The 12,179-nt window shown below is 72.7% G+C and carries 9 protein-coding genes; 8 read left to right on the forward strand and 1 reads right to left on the reverse strand.

Features of this window, described 5'->3' with window-relative positions:
- Positions 1 to 132: 132 nt before the first annotated feature.
- Positions 133 to 825: a hypothetical protein gene (locus ACWC5O_RS28765; RefSeq protein ID WP_450590070.1), complete on the reverse strand. Its 693-nt coding sequence runs from the start codon at positions 823 to 825 to the stop codon at positions 133 to 135.
- Between the two features lie 190 nt (positions 826 to 1,015).
- Between ACWC5O_RS28765 and ACWC5O_RS28770 the strand changes: the two genes are divergently transcribed.
- The 8 genes from ACWC5O_RS28770 to ACWC5O_RS28805 all read left to right on the forward strand — a co-directional run bounded on the left by ACWC5O_RS28770 (position 1,016) and on the right by ACWC5O_RS28805 (position 12,104).
- Complete coding sequence (locus tag ACWC5O_RS28770; RefSeq protein ID WP_450590071.1) at positions 1,016 to 3,289, forward strand: N-6 DNA methylase; 2,274 nt, start codon at positions 1,016 to 1,018, stop codon at positions 3,287 to 3,289.
- A gap of 151 nt (positions 3,290 to 3,440) precedes the next feature.
- On the forward strand, positions 3,441 to 4,094 hold the full coding sequence (locus ACWC5O_RS28775) for a hypothetical protein (protein WP_450590072.1): 654 nt from the start codon (positions 3,441 to 3,443) through the stop codon (positions 4,092 to 4,094).
- A 38-nt stretch (positions 4,095 to 4,132) separates the two neighbouring features.
- Positions 4,133 to 5,626, forward strand: a complete 1,494-nt coding sequence (locus tag ACWC5O_RS28780) for a protein kinase domain-containing protein (RefSeq protein ID WP_393472684.1) — start codon at positions 4,133 to 4,135, stop codon at positions 5,624 to 5,626.
- A 123-nt stretch (positions 5,627 to 5,749) separates the two neighbouring features.
- On the forward strand, positions 5,750 to 6,577 hold the full coding sequence (locus tag ACWC5O_RS28785) for a glycoside hydrolase domain-containing protein (protein WP_450590073.1): 828 nt from the start codon (positions 5,750 to 5,752) through the stop codon (positions 6,575 to 6,577).
- Positions 6,578 to 6,720: 143 nt separating this feature from the next.
- On the forward strand, positions 6,721 to 7,365 hold the full coding sequence (locus ACWC5O_RS28790) for a SurA N-terminal domain-containing protein (RefSeq protein WP_450590074.1): 645 nt from the start codon (positions 6,721 to 6,723) through the stop codon (positions 7,363 to 7,365).
- Positions 7,366 to 7,497: 132 nt separating this feature from the next.
- Positions 7,498 to 8,466 carry a nucleoside triphosphate pyrophosphohydrolase gene (locus ACWC5O_RS28795; protein ID WP_450590092.1) on the forward strand — a complete coding sequence of 323 codons (969 nt, stop codon included), beginning with the start codon at positions 7,498 to 7,500 and terminating at the stop codon, positions 8,464 to 8,466.
- Positions 8,467 to 8,541: 75 nt separating this feature from the next.
- Positions 8,542 to 10,839: a tetratricopeptide repeat protein gene (locus ACWC5O_RS28800; protein WP_450590075.1), complete on the forward strand. Its 2,298-nt coding sequence runs from the start codon at positions 8,542 to 8,544 to the stop codon at positions 10,837 to 10,839.
- On the forward strand, positions 10,836 to 12,104 hold the full coding sequence (locus ACWC5O_RS28805) for a cytochrome P450 family protein (protein ID WP_450590076.1): 1,269 nt from the start codon (positions 10,836 to 10,838) through the stop codon (positions 12,102 to 12,104). Before ACWC5O_RS28800 ends, ACWC5O_RS28805 begins: the two co-directional genes overlap by 4 nt.
- Positions 12,105 to 12,179 lie beyond the last annotated feature (75 nt).

Genomic DNA, 12,179 nt, shown 5'->3' on the forward strand with positions numbered 1-12,179 from the left:
GGTGCATCGCATGGGGTTTCCTTGCAGGGTCATGTGGTGAGCGGACCGCGAAGCGGGCATGGTTGCCCGGCCGGGGTGCGCCCGGCGCGGTGCCGGGCGCCCGGACCGCCGGTGGTGGCGGGGTGGGCCTGGTCAGGCCGTCTTCTTCCAGTCGCCGCAGCCGGTCGTCTTGAAGTAGGCGTCCGTGGAGCTGATGGTGACGACGGCCGTGCCGGTCACGTTGTTGTTGGCGATGACCGAGTCGAGCCCCTGCTCGGCGTCCTTGGTGCGCTCCCAGTAGCAGGAGTCGTCCTTGTTCCCGGAGGACTTGTAGGTGCCCGGCGCGATGTCCGTGCCGACCTTGAACATGCCGCCGTCGCCGTCCATCGAAGAGGCGGGCGTGCCCTTCGACTTCGGGTCCACGGCCTCCCAGTCCTTGCAGTCGGTCGACTTGAACAGCTTGTCTCCGGCCTTGATCGTCACGTAACTGGTGCCGGTGACGTTGTCGTTGGCCAGCACCGAGTCCGTCTCGCCCGAGGCGTCCTTGGCGCGCTCCCAGTAGCACATGCCGTCGGTGTTGCCGGTGGTGCGGTAGGTGCCGGGCTTGATGTCGGAGCCGACCTGGTAGTCGCCGTTCTCGCCGAAGGCCGCCTTCTTCTTCTCGGCCGCCTTGGCGCCCCCCGAGTCCTTCTTTCCGCCGGGCTGGTGCGCGGCGGACGCCGAAGAGTCCTTGTCGCTGCTGCCGGAACCGGCGGTCTTGCCGTCGCTGCCGGCGTTCGCGGACACGACACCGATGACGACGACCCCCACGACGGCGCCCAGCGCGATCTTGCCCTTCATACCCATGACGGGACCCCCTCCCCTGGCGTGGCGACCGCCCCCTCCGGCTGGTCGCTCGTTCGCTGGGTCAATAAGAGCAGAGCCTGTGAACCGAGTCAACACGGTTCACATCTTTGATTGTGTACACGCGCGTGAATGCAGGGATCTTGTGTACGCCGGTATGCTCGGCGCACACACGGACGAGGGGAGCGGGGCCGTGCAGGACAACGCGACAGAGGTGACCGCGGCCGGTATCGCCCGGCTCGCCGGGGTGGGCCGGGCCGCCGTCAGCAACTGGCGCCGTCGGCACGCCGACTTCCCCAAGCCGGTCGGCGGCACCGAGACCAGCCCGTCCTTCGCGTTGACCGAGGTGGAGGCCTGGCTGCGCAAGCAGGGCAAGCTCGCCGAGGTCCCGCTGCGGGAACGGGTGTGGCAGCAGCTCGCCGGCCATCCCGAGGGCCCGGTCACGGCCCTGGTGCACGCGGGCTGCGCCCTGCTGCTCATCCATGAGCGCCCCACCGTCTGGCTCGACGTGAGCGCTGGTTCCGACGAGCGGCTGGCCGCGATGCTGCCCGGCGCGCTGGAGCAGGTGCTCACGCCGCGCTTCGGTGCGGCACGCGGCCGTGGTGTTCACACCGAACGGGCCGCGGGTGCCTCATCGGCTGTGAACACTCCGCTTGCCGTGAACACCGGTCCGGCGGCTCACAGCGAGGCCGGCTTCTCAGCTCCGAGCGCTGTGAACACCCCGCCCGCTGTGAACACCGTGTCCGCCGCGCACACCCCGTCGACCCCGTCCACCCCGGCCACCCCGCAGGCCGCCCACACCGCACCCGCCACCCACAGCACACCGGCCACCCACACCGCCCCCGCGCTCCACACCCCGACCGGCCCCCAACTCCTCCCCTCCGCGCCCCTCCTGCGCGGCGCCGCCGAGTTGGCCGCCGAGATGGGGGCGCGGCAGACGTTCGAGTTCCTGCTGGGCCGGCATCTGGACGCGAACCCGCGCCAGTACACGCTCACCCCCGCCGAACTCGCCCGCCTCATGGCCGACCTCGCCGGTCCGGCCCGCACCGCCCTCGACCCGGCCTGCGGCACCGGCGCCCTGCTGCGCGCCGTGGACGCCCGCCCCGATCAGGAGCTGTACGCCCAGGACAGCGCGCCCGACCTCGCCGCGCTGACCGCGCTGCGGCTCGCGCTCAACGCCCGGGCCACCGTGCGCGGCGCCGTCGGTGACACCCTGCGCGGCGACGCCTACCCGCAACTGCGCGCGGACGCAGTCCTGTGCCATCCGCCGTTCAACGAGCGCAACTGGGGCCACGACGAACTCGCCTACGACCCCCGCTGGGAGTACGGCTTCCCCGCGCGCACCGAGTCCGAGCTGGCCTGGGTGCAGCACGCGCTGGCCCGGCTGGCCGACGGCGGCACCGCCGTTCTGCTGATGCCGCCCGCCGCCGCCTCCCGCCGTTCCGGGCGCCGGATCCGCGCCGACCTGCTGCGCCGGGGAGCCCTGCGGGCCGTGGTCGCGCTGCCGGTCGGGGCGGCGCCGCCGTACAACATCCCCCTCCATGTGTGGGTGCTGCGCAGGCCGGACCGGATGCCCGCGGCGCCCGAGGTGCTGCTCGCCGACACCGGGCGGTTCGCGGGCGAGGCGCGGGGCGGGCCGGACTGGCAGGCGGTCCGGGACGCCGTCCTGGACGCCTGGCGCACCTTCGAGCGCGCGGGGCGGCTGGCGGAGCGGCCGGGGCTGGCGCGCTCCGTGCCGGTCATCGAGCTGCTCGACGACGACGTGGACCTCGCCCCCGCCCGCCATCTGCCGCCCCCGGCCGTGGCCGACGGCGTGGAGCAGCTCGCGGCGGTGCGTGAGCGGCTCGGTGCGACCCTGCGGCTGACCGCCGACCTCACCCCGCCCCCCGCCGATCCGGCCTCGCCCGTGCGCTGGCCGCTCACCACGGTCGGCGAACTCGCGCGCGGGGGCGCGCTGGTGCTGCGCACCGGCGGAAACGGCGGCCACGCGCGCGTGCCCGTTCTCACCGACCATGACGTGCTCGCCGGAACGGAACCCTCCGGGACGCTTCCGGAGAGCGACGAGGAGGCCGTGCTGACCGAGCCGGGCGACGTCGTCGTACCGGTGCTCGGCGGTGGTTCGGTGGCGCGCGTGATCGACGAGGCGACGGGGGGCGCCGCCCTCGGGCGCAGTCTCGTGCTGCTGCGCCCCGATCCCACGTCGCTCGATCCCTGGTTCCTCGCCGGCTTCCTGCGCGGTACGGCCAACCACCGTCAGGCCAGCAGCTACGCGTCCACGGCCACGCGCCTGGACGTGCGCCGCCTGCAGCTGCCCCGGCTCCCGCTCGACGAACAACGGCGCTACGGCGCGCGTTTCCGCGCACTCGACGAGTTCGAGCGGGCACTGCGCCACGCGAGCCGGCTCGGGGAGCAGCTCGTGCGCGGGATGTACGACGGGCTCACGGACGGCACCGTCGCGCCTGATTGACCGCGGTGCCCGGACAACGGTTCGGTACAACCCGGGCCGGTTGTCCGCGTCGGGCCATATGCTCGAAGCGACCATCGCACGAGCGGTGTTGTCCGCCCGGCCGAGCACGCCGGGCGGACGCGCACACCCATGTCAGGCATCAGGAGCAGTCATGCAGGGCCACGGCTACGCACGGCCGGTGAAGCAGCCGCCCCACACCGGGTGGCTGGTCTTCATGCGTGTGCTGTTCGTGGCGATCGGGATCTTCAGCCTCGGCTTCCTGACCTGGGCGATGCTGCTGCGGCTGGCCGCCGTCACGCGCAAGTCGCTGGACTGGGGCCTGTTCGTGGCGGTGCTGGCGGCCGATTTCCTCGCCATCGTGCTGCTGGGCAGCGAGCCCGGCGAGGAGGTCCACACCTCGGGCGGCTACCTGGGGATGGTCCTGATCCTCGGCGTCCTGCCCCTCGTGCTCGTGTACTACCTGGTGGCGGACATCCGGCACTTCCAGCAGGTCCGGAAGGCGTACGAGGCGGGCCGGGCGCTGTCCGGGTACGGCTATCCGCAGCCTCCGTCGCCGTTCACGGCGACGAACGGGGCGCAGACCCCGGCGCCCGTGCCGTCCCCGCCCGTCACGCCCCCGATGGCACACACGCCCGTCCCGCGGCCCCCGTTGGCGACCCCGCCGCCCCAGCGTCCGGCACCGGCCCGGATCGAGCAGGTGCGTGCCGAACTGGACGAGCTCAGCGACTACCTGCGCAAGCACGACGGCCACCAGGACGGCCGTGACGAGGGCAGGCAGGACGCCGGACACGAGGGCGGACGGTGACCGTGGCGACAGGACGTGTCGTCGCCGGCCGGTACGAACTGTCCACGCTCATCGGGCAGGGCGGCATGGGCCAGGTCTGGACGGCGTACGACCAGCGGCTCGACCGGCGCGTGGCGGTGAAGCTGCTGCGCCCCGACAAGGTGGCCGGGCAGGAGGCGGACGAACTGCGCCGCCGCTTCGTGCGCGAGTGCCGGGTCACCGCACAGGTGGACCACCCGGGCCTGGTCACGGTGCACGACGCGGGCAGCGAGGGCGAGGAGCTGTTCCTCGTCATGCAGTACGTGGACGGCGCCGACCTCTCCGACCACCTCGCCGAGCACGACCCGTACCCGTGGCAGTGGGCGGTCGCGGTGGCCGCGCAACTGTGCGCCGTGCTGAGCGCCGTGCACGCCGTGCCGATCGTGCACCGCGACCTCAAGCCGCGCAACGTGATGGTGAAGCAGGACGGCACGGTCACGGTTCTCGACCTGGGCGTGGCCTCGGTCATGGACACCGACACCACCCGCCTCACCCACACCGGCTCGCCGATCGGCTCGCCCGCCTACATGGCGCCCGAGCAGGCGATGGGCGGTGCGGTCGGCCCCTACACCGACCTGTACGCGCTCGGGGTGCTGATGCACGAACTGCTCAGCGGCGACGTGCCGTTCGCCGGGTCCACGGCGCTCGGCGTGCTGCACCGGCACCTGTACGAGCCCCCGCTGCCCGTGCGCCGTATCCGCCCCGAGGTCCCCGAGGCGCTCGAAGCTCTGGTCCTGCGCCTGCTCGCCAAGGACCCGCAGCACCGGCCGGCCTCCGCGCAGGAGGTGTACGAGCACCTGGCGCTGCTCCTGCCCGCGCGCGGGATGCCCACCGGGGCGCCTTTGGACCCCACGCGCCCCTTCCTGCGTCCGCACGCCCCGTGGCCGGACCGCGCGCGGACGCCCGCGCCCCAGCCCGCCCCCGTGACACCCGTGCCGAACACGGCCGAGAAGCCCGACGTCGCCGCCGCCGTCGACGAGGTCAAGCGGCTCCTCGGGGAGGGCCGCATCACCCAGGCCGTCGACATACTCGGCGCGATCCTGCCCGCCGCGGCCGAACAGCACGGCGAGCACTCCCCGGTCGTGCGCACCCTGCGCAAGCAGTACGCGGCCACCCTCATGGACGACGGCCAGTACCGGCGCGCCCTGCCCGAACTGCGCCGCCTCGGTGACGAACGCGCCGCCGAGGCCGGCCAGGCCGACCCGCAGTCCCTGCGCTTCCGCTACGAGGCCGCCCAGTGCCTGGAGCAGCTCGGCGAACCGGCGGCCGCGCTCGCCGAGTACCGCGCGCTGCTGCCGTACTACGAGAACCAGTACGTCTCCGGCGACCCGCAGCTCGCCCACGACGTGCGGCGCCGCATCGGCCACCTGCTGCTCGCGCTCGGCGACCGCCCGGCCGCCCACGACACGCTCGCCCGGCTGCTCATGGATGTCGAACGCTTCCAGGGCCCGGGTCACCCGCTGGCCGCGGAGATCCGCCGCACCCTGCAGTGGCTGGGACAGGTGCGCGGATAGATTTTGCCGTTCCCTGAGGAATTCTTGTGATCTTCGGGTGATTACGTTTCCCGAAGGCGGGGGCGGCACCGATAGGTTGCGCTTCGTTTTTCGCCAGGCACGTACGAGCAGGGGTGGGGTTTCATGGCCGGCCATCGGCAGTCGAAGAAGCGCAGGTACGTCACGTGGGCGGTGGCCGGGACGGCCGTCGTCGCCGGTGCGGGCATCGCCGCGCAGACTTCCATGGCCGCCACCACCTGGCCCGCGCAGAAGACGTTCACCGGCCGCGCCTTCGACACCTGCACCGCGCCCTCCGAAGCCACGATGAAGGCCTGGCACACCGGCTTCTACGGCGCCGCCGCCGTCTACGTGGGCGGCAAGAACCGCGGCTGCAACCAGCCCAACCTCACGTCCAAGTGGGTCACGGACGTCACCGCCATGGGCTGGAAGCTGATCCCGATCTACGTCGGCGCCCAGCCGCCCTGCCAGTCCGGCTCCAACCCGGAGAAGCTGACCGCCACCACCGCGGCCTCCCTCGGCGCCTCAGACGCGGCGGACGCCGTCGCCAAGGCGTCCGCGCTCGGCATGAAGGCGGGCAGCCCGATCTACCTCGACATGGAGGCGTACGACAGCACGAACAAGGCGTGCAACGACGCCGTGCTGACCTACGTGCGCGCCTTCGACAAGGGCCTGCACGCCAAGACCTACCGCGCCGGCTACTACGGCTTCACCAGCTCCAGCGCCAAGGCCGTCGCCACCGCCACCGACAAGACCGACCTGCCCGGCAACCTCTGGTACGCGCTGTGGGACAAGCAGAACACCACCACCGCGGACTGGCCGTGGGGCGCCACCCAGTTCACCGGCCACAGCCGCGCCCACCAGTACATGGTCAACAGCAAGGAGGCGCACGGCGGCGTCACGCTCACCGTCGACCGTGACGCGTGGGACGCGCCGGTGGCCGTCACCGGCTGACGACGGCGCGGCCGGTGCGCGCGGCGGTGCCTGAAGTCGTGATGAATCGTTGGTCGAATGGGTTGGCCAGAGCTGAGCCGCTGCCTACCATCGATCACCGCAAGACTTTGTGCACCGTCGCACAATCTCCTCGGGAGGTTTCCTTGCACCGCCGCCGTCGCACCGCGCTCGTCCTCTCCGCCGCGATCGCCGCCGCGGCCCCCCTCCTCGCCGCCTGCGGAAACGATGCGCACCCCGGCGCTGCGGCCGTCGTGGGAGGGCAGCGGATCACCGTCGCCCAGCTGGAGAACCGGGTCAGCGAGGTGCGCAAGGCGCAGCGCGCCGCGGTGCCGGACGAGACCCAGTACCAGCAGGTCCTCGCCTCCACCAGCAGCCTCACCCGCGACACCCTGCACAACATGGTCCTCGACCGGGTGCTGCACCGCGCCGCGCAGGACGAGGGGATCACGGTCAGCCGCAAGGAGGTCCTGCAGATGCGCACCGGCCTGGAGCAGCAGGCCGGCGGCGCCAAGGGGCTGGAGACGGCCTGGCTGCAGAAGTACGGCATCGCGCCCGAGCGCCTGGACGACAACCTCCGCCTCCAGCTCGAGGCACAGAAGCTCGCCGCGAAGCTCGGCACGGACACCACCCAGCCCGCCTTCTGGAAGGCCCTGTCCAAGGCCTCCGGGGAACTCCGCGTCGACCTCAACCCGCGCTACGGCTCCTGGGACGTGCAGAAGAGCAGCCGGGTGGACGCCAAGACGCCGTGGGTGCGGGAGGTGACGGCGGGAGAGCAGCAGACGGCGTAGCGGGCGGGCTCCGGGGTGCCGTAACGGTACGGAAGCGACCTGTGGACAACCGCCGGTCATACGATCACACGACACCCCCGCCGCTGTGGACAACCGATCCCGCCCCTCTTCGCCGTGGGTTACGTTCGCATGGTGAACGCAACCAGCCCCGAAGCCGCCCCCGGCCGCATCGTCCTGCTCACCACCAGCCACCGTGTCGCGCCCGGCCTGCTGTCCTGGCCCGCCTGGCAGGCGCTGCGCGCCGCCGACGCCGTGCTGTGCGCGGACGGCGCACACCCGCAGCTGCCGTATCTGCGGGAGGCCGGGATATCGGTGGCGCAGGCGTCCCCCACCGCCCAGGAGCTGGTCGACGCCTGCGCCGGCGGGCGGACGGTGGTGGTCGTTGCCACCGGTGAGGGAGAGCCCGCCCTCACCGACGGACTGGCCCGCCTGGCCGGCTCCGGCCGGGTGCGGATGCCGGAGCTGGAGCTGCTGCCCGCCTCCTACGACCTGCCCGGCGCCCGCCTCCTCGACCTCGTCCAGGTCATGGACCGCATCCGCGCCGAATGCCCCTGGTCGTCCCGGCAGACCCACAAGGGTCTGGCGAAGTACGGCATCGAGGAGGCGTACGAACTGGTCGAGGCGATCGAGGCCGGAGACCGCGACGAGCTGCGCGAGGAGCTGGGCGACGTCCTGCTCCAGGTCGTCTTCCACTCCCGCATCGCCGAGGAGGACCCGGACGCGCCGTTCTCCGTCGACGACGTGGCCGGCGGCATCGTCGCCAAGCTGATCCATCGCCACCCGCACGTCTTCGGCGACGAGACGGCCGAGACCCCGGAGGACGTCAAGGAGCACTGGCTGCGCACCAAGGCCGAGGAGAAGCGGCGCACCTCGGTCACCGAGGGCGTCCCCCTCGGCCAGCCCGGCCTCGCCCTCACCGCCAAACTCGCCTCCCGCGCCCGTATGGCAGGCCTGGACGTCCCACTGCCGCAGGGGGAGGGCATCGGCTACGAACTGCTGGCACTGGCGGTGCGCGCCGAGGCGCAGGGCGTCGACCCGGAGGCGGCGCTGCGGGCGGCGGCTCGGGTGTACCGGGACGCGATCAAGGAGACGGAGGGCTGATTGCTTACAGGGCGTCAGAGCCCTTGTGCCTCAGTACCGTTGACCTGAACGTGGTCGTGAGGTGTGGGGGCGTGCGTGAGGCTGGAGTCGGAGCTGGCGAGCGTGGGGGCCGAGGTCCTCGTGGCGAGGCGGGACCCGGTGGAGTGGGCCCGGGTGCGGAAGGCGTTCGCGGCCTGGTTCAAGGGCAACGGCGCTCCCGGTTACGAGACCGAACTCCGCGTCGACCCGTGGCCGGCGGCCGGTCTCACGGAGCTGGAGCAGAAGGTCTGGTTCACGCGCGTGCGCATGACGCTCGACCATGCACCGGACAGAGATGTGGCTGCTGAGCAACTACGACGCCTGATAGAGGAGTTCGCCCCCGCCCCGGACGCGGGACGAACGTCTGGCCCGGGCCCGGGCCAGAAGCCGGATCAGAGTCCGCCCTTCCCCGGGGACCACGTCGACTTCCGGAGCGGCACCTTCCACGGGCAGGTCATCGGCGTCCAGGTACAGAACACCTACGGCGCCCAGCCGACCCACGCCCACTCCAGCCCGGCCGACTGGCCGACGGCCGGTGAACTGGAACCGCTCGCCCACGGGGTGCGGCCGGCCCGGCGTACGAAGGGGCTGCCCCAGCTGCCGCCCTACGTCGAGCGGGACATGGACGGCGCCGTCGGCTCGGCGGTGGCGGAGGGCGGGCTGGTGGTCGTCCTCGGGGAGCCGTTCGCCGGGAAGTCGCGTACGGCGCTGGCGGCCCTGGCCACCGTGCTCCCGACGGCCCGGGTGTACGCACCGGCCCGGCACGCGGACCTGCGGGGCCTGCCCGACCTGCTGCGCGGCCGGCCGGACCGGTGCGTGCTGTGGCTGGACGACCTCGACGGCCACCTCGGCGACGGCGGCCTGGAGCCACGGCTGCTGGCACGGCTGACCGGGCAGGGCGTGGTCGTACTCGCCACGCTGCGCGAGGACGCCTACGACGAGCACCGGCAGACGTCACGCGGCCGGGTGCTGGACCTGGCGCAGTTCGTGGAGCTGCCGCGCGACTGGAGCCAGGCGGAGCGGGGGAGGGCGGAGGGGGCGGGGGACCCGAGGCTCGCGCAGGCCGTCTGGCGCAGTGGCCCGGAGGGTGTCGCGGCCTATCTCGCCGTCACCCCGCTGCTCTGGGACGAGTGGCGGCGTGCCCGGCGCCCCGACCGGCACCCGCGCGGGCACGCGTTGGTGCGGGCGACGGTCGATCTGGCGCGGTGCGGGCTCAGGGGGCCGTTGCCGCAGGACCTGATCCTGCAGGTGCACCAGACGCACGAGGTTCCTGCCGGGCTGGACCGGGAGTCGGCGGAGGAGGCGTTCGCGTGGGCGGCGGAGGAGCGGTTCGGGGTGCTGCCGTTGCTGCGGCGCGGCGGGCCGCGGGCATGGGAGGCCGCGGCCTGTCTCGTGGAGATGGCGGAGGAGGACGGCGGCCTTCCGCCGGTGAGCGTGGCGCTGTGGCATCGGGCGGTGGAGGTCGCGCGCGAGAACGATGCGTACGACTTCGAGACGGTGGCCGCGCTGGCGCGGACCGCGTTCCGGGACGCGGCCGAGGGCGGGGACAAGGCGGCGATGTATCGGCTCGGGCTGCTGGAGGAGAGTCTGGGGGCCGGGGAGGAGGCCGAGGTCTGGTTCCGGAGGGCGGCCGAGGCCGGGATGGCCAAGGCGGCGGGACACCTCGGGCGGCTGCTGGTGGAGCGCGGTCATGAGAAGCAGGCGGAGCCGTTTCTGGAGACGGCGGCGTGGGCGGGGGACGCGGAGGCGGCGACACTGCTCGGCAAGCTGCTGCGAGAGTGGGCGGCGCGATGGCTGCGGTGGGGGGCCAACAGGGGAAACGGGGAGGCCGCCCACCTCCTGGGCGATCTGCTGTTCGGGGCCGGGGACCACGATGGCGCCGCCGAGTGGTACGACGCGGCGATGGTGGTGGGCCGTACCGAGGTCGCGATGAGCTATGGAGCGCTGCATCGGGCGTCGGACGAGGAGCCCTTGGCCGAGGTCTGGTTCCGGCGTGCCGCCGCTGCCGGGGACCACAGGGCCGACCACGCGCTCGTGCGCCCGTTCAACCAGTCGCTCGAGGAGGCCGAACGCTACTGTCGCGAGGACGCCGAGAACGGGACAGCCATGCAAGCGGCCCACCTCGGGTTCCTGCTGGAGCAGCAGGGCCGGGTCGACGAGGCCGTCACCTGGTATCGCAAGGCGTACGAACTCGGTGACGCCTATGGCGCCTTTCTGCTCGCCACCCTCTTGAAGAAGCAGGGCAGCAACCCGGGAGCCCTGGCCTGGTACCGCAAAGCCGCCGCCATGGGCCACCCCGCCGCGCTGAAGGCGCTCGGCGAGACGTCCGGGAAGCCGGATACCGTCAAGGAGTGACCAACGACCCCCACCCCCCGGCCGCCCCCGACCTCTTCACCTGGGAGTTCGCCAGCGATCCCTACCCCGCCTACGCCTGGCTCCGCGAGCACGCCCCCGTGCACCGGACCCGGCTGCCCAGCGGGGTCGAGGCCTGGCTGGTCACGCGGTACGCCGATGCCAAGCAGGCCCTCGCCGACCAGCGGCTGAGCAAGAACCCGGCGCATCACGACGAGCCCGCGCACGCCAAGGGGAAGACCGGTATCCCGGGCGAGCGCAAGGCCGAGCTGATGACGCACCTGCTGAACATCGACCCGCCGGACCACACCCGTCTGCGTCGGCTGGTCAGCAAGGCGTTCACGCCCCGCAGGGTCGCCGAGTTCGCGCCCCGGGTGCAGGAGCTGACCGACCACCTCATCGACCGGTTCGCGAAGCGGGGCTCGGCCGACCTCATCCACGAGTTCGCGTTCCCGCTCCCCATCTACGCGATCTGCGACCTGCTCGGCGTGCCGCGCGAGGACCAGGACGAATTCCGGGACTGGGCGGGGATGATGATCCGACACGGGGGAGGGCCGCGGGGCGGGGTCGCCCGGTCCGTCAAGAAGATGCGCGGGTATCTCGCCGACCTCATCCACCGCAAGCGCGAGGCGCTGCCCGCCGAGCCGACCCCGGGCGAGGACCTGATCTCCGGCCTCATCCGCGCCTCCGACCACGGCGAGCACCTCACCGAGAACGAGGCCGCCGCGATGGCCTTCATCCTGCTGTTCGCCGGGTTCGAGACCACCGTGAACCTGATCGGCAACGGCACCTACGCCCTGCTCACCCACCCCGAGCAGCGCCACCGCCTGCAGCGGTCCCTGGCCGCCGGGGAGAGGGACCTCCTGGAGACCGGGGTCGAGGAACTCCTGCGCTACGACGGCCCGGTGGAGCTGGCCACCTGGCGGTTCGCCACCCGGCCGCTCACCATCGGCGGGCAGGACATCGCCGCCGGGGACCCGGTGCTCGTCGTACTCGCCGCCGCCGACCGGGATCCGGAGCGGTTCGCCGACCCGGACGTCCTGGACCTGTCCCGCCGGGACAACCAGCACCTCGGCTACGGCCACGGCATCCACTACTGCCTCGGCGCCCCGCTCGCCCGTCTGGAGGGGCAGACCGCGCTCGCCACCCTCCTCACCCGCCTGCCCGACCTGCGGCTCGGGGCGGACCCGGCCGAACTGCGCTGGCGCGGCGGGCTCATCATGCGCGGCCTGCGCACCCTCCCCGTGGAGTTCACGCCCGTCCCCTGAGCGCGGCTCGAACAGGCCGGACACGGGCAGACGTTCGTACAGCCGAACATGACAGGCACTCTCTTCTGTGATCTT

The sequence above is a fragment of the Streptomyces sp. NPDC001450 genome (assembly GCF_053597295.1).